The 17,253-nt window shown below is 66.6% G+C and carries 12 protein-coding genes and 1 pseudogene; 12 read left to right on the top strand and 1 reads right to left on the bottom strand.

What is annotated here, in order from left to right:
* Window positions 1-28 precede the first annotated feature (28 nt).
* Window positions 29-565, bottom strand: a pseudogene (locus tag DNJ95_RS11995) (two-partner secretion domain-containing protein); the annotation flags it as partial.
* Window positions 566-1,127: 562 nt separating this feature from the next.
* Here DNJ95_RS11995 and DNJ95_RS11990 point away from each other — a divergent pair.
* From DNJ95_RS11990 to DNJ95_RS11935, 12 genes are all read left to right on the top strand, one after another.
* Complete coding sequence (locus tag DNJ95_RS11990) at window positions 1,128-2,048, top strand: ABC transporter substrate-binding protein (protein ID WP_131184963.1); 921 nt, start codon at window positions 1,128-1,130, stop codon at window positions 2,046-2,048.
* Entirely contained in the window at window positions 2,045-3,205 is a 1,161-nt protein-coding gene (locus DNJ95_RS11985) for a phosphotransferase enzyme family protein (protein WP_131184962.1), read from the top strand. The genes DNJ95_RS11990 and DNJ95_RS11985 overlap by 4 nt, the downstream gene beginning before the upstream one ends.
* 263 nt (window positions 3,206-3,468) lie before the next feature.
* Window positions 3,469-4,344 carry a sulfurtransferase gene (locus tag DNJ95_RS11980; protein WP_131184961.1) on the top strand — a complete coding sequence of 292 codons (876 nt, stop codon included), beginning with the start codon at window positions 3,469-3,471 and terminating at the stop codon, window positions 4,342-4,344.
* Between the two features lie 186 nt (window positions 4,345-4,530).
* Entirely contained in the window at window positions 4,531-6,687 is a 2,157-nt protein-coding gene (locus DNJ95_RS11975; RefSeq protein ID WP_131184960.1) for a TonB-dependent siderophore receptor, read from the top strand.
* Window positions 6,688-6,762: 75 nt separating this feature from the next.
* Window positions 6,763-7,356 (top strand): nicotinamide riboside transporter PnuC, encoded by a 594-nt coding sequence (gene pnuC, locus DNJ95_RS11970; RefSeq protein ID WP_131184959.1) that lies wholly within the window; start codon window positions 6,763-6,765, stop codon window positions 7,354-7,356.
* Complete coding sequence (locus DNJ95_RS11965; protein ID WP_131184958.1) at window positions 7,353-8,132, top strand: UTRA domain-containing protein; 780 nt, start codon at window positions 7,353-7,355, stop codon at window positions 8,130-8,132. The genes pnuC and DNJ95_RS11965 overlap by 4 nt, the downstream gene beginning before the upstream one ends.
* A gap of 486 nt (window positions 8,133-8,618) precedes the next feature.
* Complete coding sequence (locus tag DNJ95_RS11960; RefSeq protein WP_131184957.1) at window positions 8,619-9,455, top strand: class II aldolase/adducin family protein; 837 nt, start codon at window positions 8,619-8,621, stop codon at window positions 9,453-9,455.
* A 16-nt stretch (window positions 9,456-9,471) separates the two neighbouring features.
* Complete coding sequence (locus DNJ95_RS11955; protein ID WP_131184956.1) at window positions 9,472-10,440, top strand: ABC transporter substrate-binding protein; 969 nt, start codon at window positions 9,472-9,474, stop codon at window positions 10,438-10,440.
* Between the two features lie 294 nt (window positions 10,441-10,734).
* Window positions 10,735-13,179, top strand: coding sequence for a TonB-dependent receptor plug domain-containing protein (locus DNJ95_RS11950; RefSeq protein ID WP_131184955.1), 2,445 nt, complete (start codon window positions 10,735-10,737; stop codon window positions 13,177-13,179).
* A 64-nt stretch (window positions 13,180-13,243) separates the two neighbouring features.
* The gene (locus tag DNJ95_RS11945) at window positions 13,244-14,563 is read left to right on the top strand and encodes an LLM class flavin-dependent oxidoreductase (RefSeq protein ID WP_131184954.1); all 1,320 of its coding nucleotides are present in this window, start codon (window positions 13,244-13,246) and stop codon (window positions 14,561-14,563) included.
* A gap of 73 nt (window positions 14,564-14,636) precedes the next feature.
* Entirely contained in the window at window positions 14,637-16,232 is a 1,596-nt protein-coding gene (locus DNJ95_RS11940; protein ID WP_131184953.1) for an ABC transporter substrate-binding protein, read from the top strand.
* On the top strand, window positions 16,229-17,227 hold the full coding sequence (locus DNJ95_RS11935; protein WP_131184952.1) for an ABC transporter permease: 999 nt from the start codon (window positions 16,229-16,231) through the stop codon (window positions 17,225-17,227). Before DNJ95_RS11940 ends, DNJ95_RS11935 begins: the two co-directional genes overlap by 4 nt.
* Window positions 17,228-17,253: the final 26 nt, after the last annotated feature.

Below are 17,253 nucleotides of genomic sequence, written 5' to 3'. Positions count from 1 at the left end.
TATGCGATCGTCGGCAGCGTCAGATGTGTATAAGAGACAGCCCATCCACGTCGAAACGCTCGAGACGCCCACCCTCGATCACCGGCTTGCCGGTGCTCAACGTCGCGTGGGGCGTATTGATGAAACCACAGCCGTTGCACGTGATGCCGTGCGGGTTGGCGACGATCACCGCCGCCGACTGCCCCGCCACCTCGGTATAGCCCTTGAGCTGGCTCGGGTTGCCGCCCGTCACTTCATTGAGGATCAGCCCCGCCGCCTGGCCGTTCAGGTTCGGGTTGCCCAGGACGATGCCGCCCAACTGGGTGCCCTGGGTCCTGCCCGTCGCATTGTTGAGGATCAGCCCCTGCGGGCCGACGTTGTATTCATTGAAGCGGTTGTGCGACAGCCCGCTGCCAGTCGGCGCCGCGATATTGACGATCGGCACGCCATTGCCCGCCTGGTCCAGCGTCGCACCACCACCCGCCGCCACGCTGACCTCCGCCGCCACGCTGACGATCGGATTGAGGAACAGCACCCCGATCAGCACCGTGGCGATGTTCTGGAACAGCGGGCTACGAACGTCCATGTCGCGGGGCCTCCTGGCAACGAATCAGATCAGAAAAGAACATCCAGGCGAAAATGCACCGGCCGCTCCCCTCGCTCGATGGCCGCGGGGCGCTCCAGCGAGTGCGCGAACGTCAGGCTCGCCGACAGGTGCTGGCCACGCAGGGGAAGACACTGCACGAGAAACGCGGGAAGAAATGGGCAGCAGGGCTGCGTAAGCAGTAACCGCATCGAGAACACCGTCCGTTGGCAGCAGGGTCCATACATGGAAAACCGAGGGTGGAATGTTGAGCCTGAGGCTCACCCAAGGAAATATGGCAAATAGCCACACCACCGAAAATTAATGAAAATCTAAATATTTATCAAGAATGAAAATATCGCGCTGTACACCAGTACGCGCGTGTGCCCGGATACCGCCATGCCCCTCAAGCGCCCCGGGCAATCTATATGTACACCTGAAACAGGAAATAATCAGCCCTGTTTTTTATTCGAAAAACGCATGTAATTAGCGCCAAAGAATATTGGTATATACCAGAAGCCCTCCCATTGAATACGCCGCAAACAGCGACTTGTGGAGTGTTCGGATGATCGTGGTAAGGGTGATGCTGGAGTATTTCCACCCCTGGCCCAACTCGGCGGGGTTCTACCTCGCGCGGGAGCGGGGCTGGTATCGGGAGGCCGGGCTGGATGTGCGCCTGGCGCAACCCGACCCCTACCATGGCGACAGCCTGCAACACCTGCTCGACGGGGAGACCGACTTCGGCGTATTCCCCAGCAACCGCCTGCTGGTACGCCGCGCCAAGGGCCAGCCGCTGCGCGGTATCGCGGCGATCAACCATGGTGGGCTGGAGTCGATCCAGAGCCTGCGCGACTTCGCCATCGAGCGCCCACGGGACCTGGCCGGCAAGCGCCTGGCACTCAACCCGACCCCACGCGGCCTGGCCATGGTGCGCCACCTGGTGACTGTCGACGGCGGCGATCCGGACGCCGTTATCCTGGTCGACAGCGGTGTGCGCGAGCTGCGCCCGGAACAGCTCGCTGCTGGCGCCGCCGAGGCCAGCTTCGGCGGCTACTGGGCCTGGGAAGGGCTGATGGACAGCCCCGTCGCCGAAGAGCGCCGCCAGGTCTGGCCGGTCGACCGGATCGGCGCGCCGGCCTACCATAGCTACCTGCTCGGCACCCATGAGCGCCTGCTCGACCAGCAGCCCGAACTGGCACGCCGTTTTCTCGCCGTCACCGCGCGCGGTTTCCTCGCCGCCGCCGCCGAGCCACTGGCCGCGCTGCCCGCTTACGAGCGGGCCACGCCCTACTTTCCCACGGAACTGCTGGCGCGCTCGCTGCTGCGTATCGCGCCCACCTGGCTGCATCAGGGGCGCTGGGGCCAACAGCGCCGCGAACTGGTCGACCCCTATGCTCGCTGGCTGCACGAACATGCGGTACTGGACGACCCCGAAGTCGGTCAGAATGCCGTGCTCAACGACTACCTGCCGGACGCCGCGCAATGAACGACCCCAGGCACGACAGCAAGCACACCGCCCACGGCCTGGGCCTGGAACCGGTGGAACCGGACTGGCCGGCGCTGGAGGAAGCGGAAGTGGCCGGGCTGCTCGCACGCTACCCGCGACTGGGCAGCGTGCACGCCATCGCCTGGCATAGCCCGAGGCCCTTCTCGGCAGCCGCCAGGGTCGCCAGCGGCGACACCCAGGTGATCGTCAAGCGCCATCACCGCAGCGTGCGCCAACCCGCCTGGCTGGACGAGGAACACCGCTTCGTCCGCCACCTGCACCAGCATGGCGCCCGCGTCACGCCGCCACTGCATGACCGCGACGGGCAGAGCGCGATCGGCCTCGGCGACTGGACCTACGAAGTGCTGCCGCTGGGCCAGGGGCAGGACCTGTACCGCGACGCGCTGTCCTGGTCGCCCTTCGCCAATGCCGCCCATGCCAGGGCCGCCGGTATCGCCCTGGGCGAACTGCACCGCGCCGCCGAGGGCCATGCCGCCGGCGCGCGCCAGACGCCGGTGCTGGTGGCCAACCTGCGCCTGTTCGGCCAGGCCGATCCGTTGCGCGCCATCGCCGCGCAGGCCGGGCGCCAGCCGCAACTGGCGCGCTCGCTGGCGAAGCGTGAATGGCGGCGGGATATAGAGGAAACGCTGCTGCCGTTCCAGCGTGCCGTGCAACCGCGCCTGGCCGCCCAGGCGCCACTGTGGACGCACAACGACTGGCACGCCTCCAACCTGCTATGGCAGGACGATGCGGTCGCCAGCGTGCTGGACTTCGGCTTGGCTGACCGCACTTTCGCCCTCTTCGACCTGGCCAGCGCCATCGAGCGCAACTGCATTCCCTGGCTCGAGCTGAAGCCCGGCGCCCGCCTGGAGGTCGATCTCGACGCGCTGCTGGCGCTGCTCGCCGGCTATCGCCAGATCAGGCCCCTGGGTCGTGACGAGCTGCTCACCCTGGCCGACCTGCTGCCACTGGTACATGCCGATTTCGCGCTGTCCGAGCTGGTCTATTTCGAAAGCCTGGTCGGCTCCAGCGCCAGCGGCGACCTGGCCTACGCCTACCTGGTGGAACACGCCCTCTGGTTCCATGACCGGGAAGGCGCCGAACTGCTCGAGCGGCTGCGGCAACTGGCGCGTCGGATGCCATCCCATGCCTACTGATACCCAGGTATTTCGACATGTTGCCTACTGTTGAGGACAAGCCGTTGTGGTCCACGTCCATTGCTTCGGCGTACGGCTCCCTCCTCCCCTTGTGGGAGAAGGGTCGGGGAAGAGGGGGAAATCCACGTATGCCCGGATACCAGCCCCTAGCAAAGACGTTGAAAGGCATGGGGCCGATACCCGGCGTTTTCATGGGAACCGGATAAGCCACCGTCTATGGACGCTTCACCACCAGCCCCATCCACCCGGCACGAGAAACCCGCATGAACGATATCCTTATCAGCGTCGAACGCCTGCGCCAGTGCCTGGCGGAACCCGGCCTGCTGATCCTCGATGCCAGCGTCGAGCTGCCGGCGCCGGCCTTCGACGGCGACTACCGGGTCGCCAGCGGCCTGCCCGCCTGGCGCCAGGGCCATATCCCGGGAGCACGCCATGCCGACCTGCTGCACGAGCTGGCAGACCCCGAGGCCCCCTTCAGCTTCGCCCTGCCCGGCAGCGAACGCCTCGGTGCGGCGCTGGGCCGGCTGGGTGTCGGCGAGGCCCGGCGGATCGTGATCTACGACCGCCACGACGGCTTCTGGGCCGCACGCCTGTGGTGGACCCTGCGCAGCCTGGGGATTCCCGCACGGGTATTGGACGGCGGCCTGAAAGCCTGGCGCGGCGTGGGGCTGGCAGTGCACGAGGGTGACGAACCAGCGGCCTCGCCCGGCTCGCCGCTCCAGGCCAGCCCGCGCCCCGGCTATTGGGTCGATAGCGGCCAGGTCGAGGCCATCGTCGCCGGGCAGGCCCCCGGGCAACTGGTCTGCACCCTGTCCGCCGGGCTGTTCGAAGGCAGCGCCGTTACCCGCTATGCCCGGCGCGGGCATATCCCCGGCAGTCACAACCGGCCTTCGCGCAGCCTGCTGGACGACCAGGCCCGCTACCTGCCGCGTGCCGTCCTGGGCAAACGCCTAGGCGACGAACTGCTGCGGGGCGAGGAACCGCTGGTCCTCTACTGCGGCGGCGGCATATCCGCCGCCGCGGTGGCCCTGGGGCTGACATTGCTGGGCCGCGAAAAAGTCTCGATCTATGATGGCTCGCTGCAGGAATGGGCAAGCATCGCCGAACTACCAATGACCACCGGAGCAGCTCCGGCCTGACCTGCCAAGAACCCGTTCACCCTCCTTCACCCGTTGCCTGGCGGCAGGGTGCGCCGTGCACATCACCTCATCATCGAGGTGCCCACAGCGCACCCTGCGGGCCAGGTACACAAGGCGTTGAACGGGTTCCAACACTTCGCATGCGCACTGGACACAGAATCCATGGCGCGACACCAGGAGCTTCCCATGGCCTCGCCACAACCCCGCTTCAGCAAGACCCTGCTCGCCCTGGCCCTGAGCCCGGCGCTGGCCTGGGCCAATGACGACCTCACCACGCTGGACACCGTCACCGTGCACGGCCAGCGCAACGACAGCTATCAGGCGCAGAGCGCCTCGGTGGCCGGTTTCGGCAGCGCCCCGCTGCTGGACACGCCCGCTTCGGTCGCGGTGGTCACCCGGCAATTGCTGGATGACCAGCAGGTGCGCCTGCTCAGCGAAGTGCTGAAGAACGATGCCTCGGTCGGCGATGGCTACGCGCCGCTCGGCTACTACGAGAACTTCATCGTGCGCGGCTTCTCGCTGAGCGCCGCCAACAGCTACCGCATCAACGGCCAGAGCCTGGCCGGCGAGCAGAACGTGGCACTGGAAAACAAGCAGCAGGTGGAATTGCTCAAGGGGCTGTCCGGCCTGCAGAGCGGCATCAGCGAACCCGGTGGCCTGCTCAACTACGTCACCAAGCGCCCGCAGAACGTGCGCAGCGTGACCGTCGCCAGCAACCAGGATGGCGAGCGCTACATCGCCGCCGACATCGGCAACTGGTTCGGCGCCGAACAGCAGTTCGGCCTGCGCGCCAACCTCGCCCACGAGGATATCCGCTCCTATGTCGAGCACGCCGATGGCCAGCGCGACTTCGCCTCGCTGGCGCTGGACTGGAATATCTCCAGCGCCGCCAGCCTGCAACTGGACGCCGAATACCAGAGCCGCGAACAGCCCTCGGTGCCCGGCTACCAGTTGCTCGGCGGCAGCCAGGTGCCCAGCGGCGTCGATCCGGACCAGCGCCTGGGCCACCAGAGCTGGTCCAAGCCGGTAAGCATCGACTCGTACAACCTGGGCGGGCGCTTCGAATACCGCCTGAGCGACCAATGGAAGGCCAGCCTCGACGCCTCGCGCAGCCATGTGGTGATCGACGACTACAGCACCTTCCCCTGGGGCTGCTACGGCGCCGCCAGTTGCGCGGCCTCGGCCGTGCCCAACTACTTCAGCGCCGAGGGCGACTACGACATCTCCGACTACCGCAACCCGGACGACACCCGACGCCATGACGAACTGCAGACGACCCTGTCCGGCAGCTTCGCCAGCGGCGCCCTGCGCCATGAACTGACCCTCGGCGGCAGCGCCCTGCGCCGTACCATCGACCGCCGTGAGGCGGTCAGCGAGTGGATCGGCACCGGCAACATCTACCAGGACAACGTCGACTTCGCCCCCACCAGCGCGTCACTCAATCCCAAGCAGCGGCGCCTGGACAGCCGCCAGTACGGCCTGTTCTTCAGCGACCGCATCAGCTTCGACGAACAGTGGCAACTGTTGCTCGGCGGCCGCCAGGTGCGCCTCGACGAGGAAGAGTTCGACGAAGACGGCATCAGCAAGCGTCGCACACGGCGCTCGGAGTTCCTGCCCAATGCGGCGCTGATCCACAAGCCGCGCCCGGACGTTTCGCTCTACCTGAGCTACAGCAAGGGCCTGTCGAGTGGCGGCGAGGCGCCCTGGTTCGCCAGCAACGGCGGCTCGATCCTCGCGCCGACCACCTCGCGCCAGTTCGAGGCGGGCATCAAGCGCGACTGGCAGGGGCTCAGCCTGGGCGCGGCGCTGTTCCGCATCGACCAGGCCCACGAATACACCCGCAGCGACGCCGACGGCAGCTTCACCTATGTGCAGCAGGGCCGCCAGCGCAACATCGGCCTCGAACTCTCCGCCAGCGGCCAGGCCAGCCGCGACCTGCAACTCTCCGCCAGCGCCAGCGCCATCCGCGCACGGGTCAATGGCTCGGACAACCGGGACCACGAAGGCCACCAGGTCATCAACGTGCCACGGCTACGCACCAGCCTTTCCGCCGATTACCGGGTGCCGGGCATCAATGGCCTGGCGTTGCTCGGCGGCGTGCAATACAGCGCCAGCAAGTACGCCGACTACGCCGGCCGCGCCAAGGTCGGCGGCTATACGGTGTTCAACCTGGGCAGCCGCTACAGCACCCGCATCCAGGGCTACGAAACCGTGTTGCGCCTGACCGTCGACAACCTGTTCGACAAACGCTACTGGCGCGATGTCGGCGATTTCGCCGGAGATGGCTACCTGTTCCAGGGCGCGCCACGCACCGCGCGGCTGTCCGCCACCGTCAGTTTCTAGCCCACCGGACCATCGAAGACGCGGGCTTGCCCGCAAACGGCAGGCCCTTGCCCTTCCCTCTGAGTGAAACGAACCATGTCATCACTGGAAATCATCGCTGTTATCGTCAACATCCTCGGCGTCTGGCTGACCGCCCGGCGCATCCGCTGGTGCTGGCCGGTGAATATCGTCGCCGTGCTGCTCTACGCCTGGATCTTCTTTGAAGTGAAGCTCTACTCCGACATGCTGCTGCAACTGGCCTTCGTGCTGATGCAGGGCTACGGCTGGTGGCAATGGAGCAGCGGCCGCGACCTCGCCGGCAAGGTGCACGTGGAGCGCCTGCCACGCGCTGCCGCCCTGCCCTCGCTGGGCGCCGGGCTGCTCGGCGGGTTGCTGCTGGGGGCGACGATGCACTACCTGACCGACGCCGCCGTGCCCTGGCTGGACGCCCTGCTGACCACCTTCAGCCTGGTCGCCAGCTTCTGGGCTGCGCGCAAGTACCTGGAAAGCTGGATGCTGTGGATCGTCCTCGACATCCTCTATGTCGGCCTGTTCATCTACAAGGACCTGAACCTGACCGCGGCACTCTATGCCGGCTTCATCGTACTGGCGTTCTACGGCCTGCTGGCCTGGCGCAACGAGCTACACCAGCAAGGGCAAGCAGCCACGGGCACAGGTATCGCTCCATGAACGACGACTTGCCGCTCGCCGACGGCGCGCAGGCTCGGCCATACCTGAGCCTGCGCGCGCCACAGCCGCATTACCTGAGGATCCGCGACCAGTTGGTCACCGACCTCGCCCGCGACCTGCTGCCCGCCGACAGCCAGTTGCCCGCCGAACGTGAACTGGCCGAACGCTTCGCCTGTACCCGGGTGACCCTGCGCCAGGCCCTGCAACTGCTGGAAAGCGACGGGCTGATCTACCGGCAGAACCGCCGCGGCTGGTACGTCAGCCCGCCGCGCATCCGCTATGACCCGACCCGTATTTCCGGTTTCATGGAGTATGTAACGGCCCAGGGCCGTACTCCACGCACCGAGTGTTTGCAGGCGCAACGCGGCCCCGCGGGCGCCTGGCTGGCCAAACGCATGGGCCTCGACCACCCCGAGCAGCAGGTCTTCCACCTGCAGCGGCGGCGCTGGGTCGACCAGCGCCCGGTACTGCTGGAATACAACGTACTGGTCGCCGAGTGGTGCCCCGAACTGCTCGGCCAGGACCTCTCCACCTCCCTCACCCAGCTGCTGCGCGAACGCTTCGGCCATGTGCAGTCGCGCAGCGCGTTGCTGATGCACCCGGAAACCCTCGATGAGAAACAGGCGGCCCAGCTCCAGGCCAGCCCCGGTTCCAACGGCTTCTACCTGGAGCGCCTGAGCTTCGGCGAACAGGGCCAACCGGTGGAGTTCGACCGCGAGTTCTGGCGCCCCGACGCACTCGCCGTGGTCTTGGAAACCCAGGGCGCGCCCCTGTAGGAGCGACCTTGGCGGCGAAGCCTCGGCGCAGATCCGATCTGCGATATTTCCACGAAAATTGCTTTATCTTTCGTGAAAAACCGAATTCCCGCTTTGTATCGGGTGCACCGCGCGCAGCGGTTTCGCCGCTCCGGTGCCCACGGCGCACCTGCGCCCACAGCGATGTCAAACACCGCCTCGGCGCTTCGCAGGCGAGCCCGCTTCTACGCCTGTGAGATGAGAGAAGACGCCGCCACAAAATGCACAAAAGGCATAAAGATAAATATTGATATTTAAATAAAATAATAATTTTAGATCGAAAGATTATTTATCACAGGGTTTTAGTTCCAGTAGATTCCATCCGTACCGACCCCTCACCCGGTGGAGGCTATCGATGCGCAAGACGCCGGGGTGGGAAGAGTCCAGTCATTCCGCAGCGCTCGATTTCGGCGAGATGTCGTTCATTCGCCATCCCCATGACAACCACCGAGCCTGAGAGCGATTGCGATGACGATCCAAGAAAATGATGCCCGCCGGCACAGCATCCTTGCCCTGCCGCATGCCGATAACCGCCTGCTGACCGCGCAAGTCCCGACCCACGACAACCTCCAGGCGGAACGCCTGCACCGCAAGCAACGCCTGGCAGCGGCCTACCGGCTGTTCGCCGAGCTGGGCTTCGAAGTCGGCGTCGCCGGCCACTTCACCGCCCGCGATCCAATCGAGACCGAGCATTTCTGGATCAACCCACTGGGCGTGCCCTTCTCGCAGATCCGTGTGTCCGACCTGCTGCGGGTGGACGGCGAAGGCCAGGTCGTCGAAGGTGAGGGCCTGCTCAATACCAGCGCCCTCGACCTGCACTACGAATTGCAGCGCGCCCGCCCGGACGTGGTCGGCATCGCCCATGTGCACGGTTTCCATGGCCGCGTCTGGTCGTCGTTCGGGCGCCTGTTCGAGCCGATCACCGCCGAATCGTCGGCGTTCATCGACGACCAGGTGGTTTTCCAGCGCAATGCCCTGCGCACCGCCAGTGGCGCCCTGGAGCAGGACCGCGCAATCGTCACCCGCGCCTTCGTCGAGCGCTTCGCCCAGTACAACCTGCTGGTCTGGCAGAACCATGGCCTGTGGACCACCGGCGCAACCGTGGAAAGCGCCGCCTGGCGCTTTATCCAGGCCGACGACAGCGCCAGGGCGCACCTGCTGGCCTATGCCGCCGGGCAACCGCTGGTGCCGGAGATCGACCCGACGGATCGCCCGTCGAAGGAACGCCGGGAGTTCTTCGGCTGGTTGAATTTCCTGCCGCTCTGGGACCGTATCCGCCTGCAACAGCCGGACCTGCTGGACTGACCGGGGAGTCGCACGCATGACCACACTCGACCGCCGCACACTGCTGCGCAACGGCGCCCTGCTGGCCGGCGCGACACTCTTGCCGGGCCTGGCCGGCGGCGCCCGGCCGGAGCCGCTCAGGGTCTGGCGCTATAAAGGCGGCGCGGCCCACTTCCTCGCAGACGCCGGGCAGGCGACAACGCCCTATCCCGTGGAATGGGTGGATATCGGCGGCGGCAACCTGGTGCTCGAAGCCCTGGCCAGCGGCAGCCTCGACTATGCCTTCATGAGCGAGATACCGCCGATCTTCGCCAGCATCGCCAAGGCACCGCTAGCACTGATCGCCAGCTACAGCGGCGACAACAACCAGAGCGGCATCGTCGTCAAAAGGAATGCCGGCATCGAGCGCATCGGCGATCTCAAGGGCAAGCGCATCAGCTACGTACGGGCCACCAACACCCACTACCTGGTGCTCAACATGCTGCGCAGCAACGGCCTGGCCCTGAGCGACGTGCAGGCCATCCCGCTGCCCGCACAGGATGCCCTGGGCGCATTCCAGAACGGCCATATCGACGCGCTGGTGACCGGCGGCATCAGCGCCATCCACGCCGAGGTCAACCTCGGCGGCGTGCTGCTGAAAAGCGCGGAGGGCTACTACTCCGGCAGCTTTCTCATTGCCACCACTCGCGCCGCCCTGGCGAACAACGCCCGGCGCGCCGCCATCGGCGATTTCCTGCTGCGGGAAAAGGCCACCTGGGCGTGGATCGAAAGCCATCCGCAGCAATGGGCCCTGCGTAGCGAACGGCTGACGGGCATTCCCCGCGAGCTTTACCTGCGCCAGTTCGAGCGGCGCAGCCAGCCGGCACGGCTGAGGCCGGTGGAAGACTCGGCCATCGAAGCGCAACAGCGGGTGGCCGACCTGTTCCACGAGAGCGGGCTGATCCGCCAGAAGGTGGATGTGCGCCCCTTGTGGGACCGGCAGTTCACCGAATTGCTGAGGACCTGAAGGCACGCCATGGACCGATAGACGCCTCGCGGCAGTAGCCGATCGCAGCACCCACCAGACGCCATACGAACAACGGTGAAGGCCGCAACTTCACCGCAAGGGCCCGCTGTTGCCCGAAAAACAGCATGCAGTGCCTCGAGTATCCGTCGCCTCGCCTGCGCAGGCATGACGGTACAGGCAAGACCCTCAGGGAAACCCCGGGATTGCCTTCATTCAGGAAGAGCCTGTACGGCCACGGAAGGCATGACAACCGGGCGCCAATGCCTGACGCCACATCACCATGAGGGGAATCCCATGAATCGCTTGCTGACATTCGCACCGGCGCTGCTCGCCGGTTACCTGCTCGCTCCGCTGGCCGCCATCGCCGCGCAGAGCGACGACAAGCTGGACACCGTGATCGTCACCGGCTCGCGCGGTAGCGAGGCGCGCACCGTCACCACCAGCCCGGCGCCGATCGACGTGATCGACAGCACACAACTGGAGAAAACCGGCGAGACCAACCTGAAGACGGCGCTGCAGAAGGCCCTGCCGTCCTACTATGTGCGCGCGGTACGCAGCAACTCCAACGACTCCGTGCACCGCCCGGCCAAGCTGCGCGGGCTGGGTGCCGCCGACGTGCTGGTGCTGGTCAACGGCAAGCGCCGCCATGCCAGTTCGTCGGTGCACCTCGGCGGCCTAGAGTCCAATGGCGCGACCTCGGTGGACCTGGAACTGATCCCGGTCAGCGCCATCCACCATGTGGAAGTGCTGCGCGACGGCGCCGCCGCGCAATATGGCTCCGATGCCGTGGCCGGGGTGATCAATATCATCCTCAAGGAGTCGGACCACGGCGGTTCGGCCAGCGCCTACTGGGGTGAATACTTCGACGGCGACGGGGAAAACCTCAAGCTCGCCGCCAACCAGGGCTTCGCCCTGCCCAACGGCGGCTTCCTCAACCTGGCCATCGACGGTCGCTCCGAGCAGACGGCGGTCAAGTCGCTGGACGCGACCGGCGCCTTCTACCACCCGGTCAACGGCCAGCCCGACCCGCGCGAGGCCACCGCCAAGCGCAAGGTATCGAAGAACGGCAAGCCCAAGGTCAAGGGCTTCAATGGCTCCTACAACCTGGAACTGCCCATCGACGACGAGCTGTCGCTGTATTCCTTCTCCACCTACACCGAGCGCGATGCCCGCGTCGGGCAGAACTTCCGCCGCCCCAACTCGACCAATATCATCGAGGCGATCTACCCGGACGGCACCGCGCCCTTCGTCACCTTCGAGGAAACCGACTGGCAGGTCGCCGGCGGCGCCAAGGGCCTGCTCGCGGGTTGGGACTGGGACCTGAGCAGCACCTACGGGCGCAACGAAATCGACCACGGTTCGCGGGAAAGCCTCAACGCCTCCCTCGGCCCCGCCAGCCCGACCCGCTTCTGGACCTACACCTCACGCGCCGAGCAGTGGACCACCAACCTCGATTTCTCCCGCGCCTTCGAGGTCGGCCTGAGCAAGCCGCTGCAATTCTCCTGGGGTGCCGAATACCGCGAGGACAGTTTCAAGACCATCTCCGGCGACCCGGCCTCCTACGCCGCCGGCACCTACCAGTATCCGCTCGGCCACGCCCTCGCCGGCCAGTACGCGCTGATCGGCGCCCAGGGCGCCATCACCCTGCTGCCCGAGGACGAGGCGGACGTAGAGCGCAGCAACTATGCCGCCTATGTGGATGTCGGCTTCTACCCGCTCGAGCAACTCTACGTCGGCCTCGCCGGGCGCTACGAGGAGTACGACGACGCCGCCGGCGACACCACCAGCGGCAAGCTGTCGCTGCGCTACGAATTCACCCCGGACTTCGCCCTGCGCGGCACCCTCAACAACGGCTTCCGCGCGCCGTCGCTGTCGCAGAACGCCTTCGCCCGCAGCCAGACCGCCTACACCAGCATCGGCGGCCAGGCCGTACACGCGCTGACCAAGACCGCGGCGGTGGACAGCGTGCTGGCCCGCGCCCTGGGCGCCAGCGACCTGAAGCCGGAAAAATCCACCAACATCAGCCTCGGCTTCACCTGGAAGCCCGCCCCGTCCGCCAATGTGACCCTCGATATCTACCAGGTGAAGATCAAGGACCGCATCAGCGGCAGTACCTACTTCTCCGGCACCGCCGTGAACAACCTGCTCAGCGGCCTCGGCTACCAGCCGGGCTACCGTGTGCAGTACTTCACCAACGCCGCCGACACCACCACCCGCGGCCTCGACCTGGTGGCCGACTACCGTTCCGACTTCGGCCAGTACGGCCAGGTCAAGTGGAGCCTCGGCTACAACTACAACAAGACCGAGATCGACAAGCTGGCCAGCACACCGGCGGCGCTGGCCGCCATCGGTATCGACCAGTCGCTGGTCGATCATGTCGCCCAGGGTTACCTGACCGACTCCTATCCACGCAGCAAGCTGATCCTCGGCAGCGACTGGCGCCTTGGCGACTTCAGCGCCGCCCTGACCCTGACCCGCCACGACAAGGTCACCGAGCGCGATACCGGCGGCCCGCAGTACGACCAGACCTACGGCGCCAAGTGGATCACCGACGTGGAATTCGGCTACGACCTCAGCGACAACCTCAACATCGTGCTGGGCGCCAGCAACCTGTTCGATGTCAAGCCCGACGAGCACAAGTACCCGACCGGCAACATCAACGGCTTCCCGCCCTACGCCAATGCGCCCTTCGACGACAACGGCGCCTACTGGTACACCCGCGTCGCCTACAACTTCTGACCTGCCCCGCCGCGCGCACCTGCCCCATGGTGCGCGCGGCGCACCCTACGGAGAGATTCTGCCCATGAGCCAATCCAAGATCATCCTCGGCGCCTTCGTTCCCGGCGTATTGACCGGCGCGGCCTGGCGCCTGCCGGAGGCGCCGAAGGACTCCTTCCGCAGCTTCGAGCATTACCGCTATATCGCCGAGAAACTGGAGGCCGGGCGCTTCCATTCGCTGTTCTTCAACGACGGCGTCAAGGTCGACCTCGACCCCGGCCTGGAGAAAGGCCCCAACAGTGTGCGCTGGGACCCGCTGGTACTGGCGCCAGCACTGGCCACGGTGACACGCCACATCGGCCTGATCGCCACCGCCAGCACCACCTACAACGAGCCCTACAACGTCGCCCGCAAATACGCCTCGCTGGACCACCTGAGCAATGGCCGCGCCGGCTGGAACCTGGTCACCTCACTGGGCGGCGGGGAAAACTTCAACCGTAGTGAACACACACTGCACGGCGACCGCCACGAGCGCGCCGAGGAGTTCTACGACGTGGTCAGCGGCCTGTGGGACAGTTGGGACGACGACGCCTTCGTGCAGGACAAGGCCAGCGGCACCTGGCTCGACAGCGACAAGCTGCATCTACTCGAGCACCAGGGCAAGTATTTCCAGGTCAAGGGCCCGCTGAACGTGGCGCGACCGATCCAGGGCCATCCGGTGATCGCCCAGGCCGGTTCCTCAGAGGCCGGTATCCGCCTGGGGGCGCGGGTCGGCGAACTGATCTTCACCGCCCAGCAGACCGTCGAGGAAAGCCGCGACTTCTACGAGAACATCAAGGGCCAGGCTGTCGCTTTCGGTCGCTCGCGCGACCACCTGAAAGTGCTGCCGGGCATCTCGCCGGTGGTCGGCAGCACCCAGGCCGAGGCCGAAGCCAAGTACCAGCGGCTGCAGGAGCTGCTCGATCCGCAATCCTTCCTCAGCCGTATCTCGAAATTCGCCAGCCTGGACTACGACCTCGCCGAACTGCCGTTCGACGACGTGGTGCCGCTGCCGCCAGAAAACTTCAGCACCGATAGCCACCCGAGCCGGCAGAAGCTGGTCTACGACCTGATCCGCCGCGAACGGCCGACCGTGCGCCAGTTGTTCGACAAGCTCACGGCGGGCGGCCATCGTGTGCTGATCGGCACCCCCGAAAGCATCGCCGACGACCTGCAGCACTGGTTCGAGGCCGGTGCCGCCGACGGTTTCAACGTGATGTTCTCCGGGCTGCATGCCGGTATCGACGACTTCGTCGACGGCGTGGTGCCGGAACTGCAACGGCGCGGCCTGTTCCAGCGCGAATACGTCGGCGCCACCCTGCGCGAGAACCTCGGCCTGCCCTATCGCCACAACCGCCACCGCTGATCCACCAGGGGCGGGCTGCCATGCGTGCGCCATCCCGCCCCCGGAACACCTTTAGGACTGCCTGGAGAACCCCATGATCCACCGCTCTCTGCCCCTCCTGCTGGCGCTGGGTACGCTCGCCCTGGCCGGCTGCGACGACGCCAGCGCACCTCCGACAGCCCTGGGAGCGCCCCAGGCGCCAGCCCACGGCGGTGTGCTGAAAGTCGCCTTCGACGGCGATCCGCTGTGCATCGACCCACACCAGGGCGGCAACAACACGGCGCTGAACGTCGGCCGGCAACTGACCGACTCACTCACCGACCAGCACCCCGAGACCAGCGAGATCGTGCCCTGGCTGGCCGAGCACTGGGAGGTCAGCGAAGACTCCCGGCGCTTCACCTTCCACCTGCGGGGCGGCGTCAGCTTCAGCGACGGCACGCCGGTGGACGGCGCGGCGGTCAAGGCCAACTTCGAGGCGATCCAGAAACTCGGCGCCCTGGCGCAACTGTCCGGTACCTACCTGGCCGGGCTGAAGTCGATCGAGGTGCCGGCGCCGTTGAGCGTGGCCATCGAGTTCGAGCAGCCCAATGCACAATTCCTCCAGGCCAGCTCGACCATGAGCCTCGGCCTGTTCGCCCGCGCCACCCTGGAGAAAACCAGCGAGGAACGTTGCCAGGGCGCGCTGGTCGGCTCCGGCCCCTTCGTCCTCGACAGTTTCGTGCACAACCAGCATGTGCGGCTGTCGCAGCGCGCCGACTACGCCTGGCCATCGTCCCTGGCCAGGCACCAGGGGCGGGCCTGGCTGGATGGCATCGAATTCCTGGTGATCCCGGAATCCGGCGTGCGCCTGGGCAGCCTGCTGTCGGGCCAGATCGACGTGAACACCAGTGTCGCGGTACAGGACGAAGGCATTCTCGAGTCCCGCGCGATTCCCTTCATCGCCCGCCCCAACCCCGGCATCGTGTTCAACCTGGCACCCAACCAGAGCCGCGCCCCGCTGGACCAGACGGCGGTGCGCCAGGCGCTGAACAAGGCGATCGACCGCAACGAACTGCAAGGCATCATCTCCCGCCACCAGAAACCCGCCAGTTCGGTACTGGCCAGCAGCACGCCGTTCTACCGGGACGATTCCCAGTACCTGACCCATGACCCCGAGGGCGCCAGGCAACTGCTCGACGGCGCCGGCTGGCAACCGGGCGACGACGGTATCCGCGTGCGCGATGGGCAGCGCCTGTCGTTCCAGGTCGACTACTGGCAGGCTTCCACCCCGGTGCTGGAACTGCTGCAGCAGCAGTTGCGCCAGGTCGGCGTCGAACTGCGCCTGAACAAGACCAGCATCAGCCAGGTCAGCGCGAAGAACAGCGAGCGCGACTACAGCCTGTGGTTCTTCAACCTCACCCGCGCCGACCCGGACGTGCTGCGCACGGTGTTCCTCGCCTCGGGGCGCAACGTCAACCAGCGCGACGACACCGAGGTCGACCACCTGCTGGAGGAATCCTCCCGGGTGCTGGACCCCGAACGCCGGCGCGAACTGATCGAGGCCGCCAGCCGCCTGCTGATCGAGGAAGGCCATGTACTGCCGCTGTACGAGGCCGCCACCCTGACCGCCTTCGGCCAGCAGGTGCGCGGCCTGCACTACGAGGCCTCGACCCGCCTGCAATTCTTCGACACCTGGCTGGCACCGCGATGAGCACTGGCGCATCCTTCACTTTGCCGGAACGCTGGCGGCACTGGGCTACCAGGGCGCGGGCGCTGCTCGGCCGCCTGGGGCAAGCGCTGTTCGTGCTCTGGGCCGCCTTCACGCTGTCGTTCCTGATCCTCTATGCGCTGCCCAGCGATCCGGTGAGCATCATGCTCAACCAGAACGGCGAGATGAACGCCGCCGACCAGGCCCAGGTCGCGGCCCTCAAGGCCCGCTACCACCTGGACCAGCCGCTGCCGGTGCAATACGCCATCGCCCTGCGGCAGGCGCTGCAACTGGACCTCGGGCAGTCGATCCAGAGCGGCCAGGCCGTGACCCAGGCGCTCTGGCAGGCCCTGCCGGGCACCGCCGCGCTGGCCGCTGCCGCCCTGCTGCTGGCGCTGCCCAGCGGTGTCGGCCTGGCGCTGCTGGCCAGCCGGATGCGCGGCCCGCGCCTGCACGAGGGCCTGCTGGCGCTGCCCTCGCTGGCGGTCTCGCTGCCGACCTTCTGGGTCGGGCTGTTGCTGCTGCAATGGCTGTCGTTCCGTATCCCGCTGTTCCCGGCCATGGGCAACCAGGGCCTGGCGGCGCTGGTATTGCCGGCGCTGACCCTGGCCATCCCCACCGCGGCGGTGATCGCCCAGGTGCTGTCGCGCTCGATCGCCGGCGTGCTGCAACAACCCTTCGTCAGTGCCCTGCGCAGCAAGGGCGTGAGCCATGACCGACTGCTGTTCGGGCACGTCCTGCACAACGCCGCCATCCCGCTGCTGACCCTGGCCGGCGGCATCGTCGGCAACCTGCTGGCCGGCGCGGTGGTCACCGAAACGGTGTTCTCCCGCGACGGCATCGGCCGCCTGGCGCAAGGCGCGGTGGCCAGCCAGGACATCCCCATGGTGCAGGGCGTGGTGCTGCTGGCGGCAGCGATCTACATCCTGGTCAACCTGCTGGTGGATGCGCTCTATCCCCTGCTCGACCCGCGCATCGACCTGGCCCGACGCCCATGAATATCTACCTGCATCCCCTGCAGTGC

The organism is Stutzerimonas kirkiae (assembly GCF_004327335.1).
GTDB lineage: Bacteria > Pseudomonadota > Gammaproteobacteria > Pseudomonadales > Pseudomonadaceae > Stutzerimonas > Stutzerimonas kirkiae.
This window is presented reverse-complemented; position numbering and strand designations above follow the sequence as displayed.

Coding starts and splice junctions, on each gene's coding strand:
- DNJ95_RS11990 (WP_131184963.1), top strand. CDS start 1,128: ATGATCGTGGTAAGGGTGATGCTGGAGTATTTCCACCCCTGGCCCAAC.
- DNJ95_RS11985 (WP_131184962.1), top strand. CDS start 2,045: ATGAACGACCCCAGGCACGACAGCAAGCACACCGCCCACGGCCTGGGC.
- DNJ95_RS11980 (WP_131184961.1), top strand. CDS start 3,469: ATGAACGATATCCTTATCAGCGTCGAACGCCTGCGCCAGTGCCTGGCG.
- DNJ95_RS11975 (WP_131184960.1), top strand. CDS start 4,531: ATGGCCTCGCCACAACCCCGCTTCAGCAAGACCCTGCTCGCCCTGGCC.
- pnuC (WP_131184959.1), top strand. CDS start 6,763: ATGTCATCACTGGAAATCATCGCTGTTATCGTCAACATCCTCGGCGTC.
- DNJ95_RS11965 (WP_131184958.1), top strand. CDS start 7,353: ATGAACGACGACTTGCCGCTCGCCGACGGCGCGCAGGCTCGGCCATAC.
- DNJ95_RS11960 (WP_131184957.1), top strand. CDS start 8,619: ATGACGATCCAAGAAAATGATGCCCGCCGGCACAGCATCCTTGCCCTG.
- DNJ95_RS11955 (WP_131184956.1), top strand. CDS start 9,472: ATGACCACACTCGACCGCCGCACACTGCTGCGCAACGGCGCCCTGCTG.
- DNJ95_RS11950 (WP_131184955.1), top strand. CDS start 10,735: ATGAATCGCTTGCTGACATTCGCACCGGCGCTGCTCGCCGGTTACCTG.
- DNJ95_RS11945 (WP_131184954.1), top strand. CDS start 13,244: ATGAGCCAATCCAAGATCATCCTCGGCGCCTTCGTTCCCGGCGTATTG.
- DNJ95_RS11940 (WP_131184953.1), top strand. CDS start 14,637: ATGATCCACCGCTCTCTGCCCCTCCTGCTGGCGCTGGGTACGCTCGCC.
- DNJ95_RS11935 (WP_131184952.1), top strand. CDS start 16,229: ATGAGCACTGGCGCATCCTTCACTTTGCCGGAACGCTGGCGGCACTGG.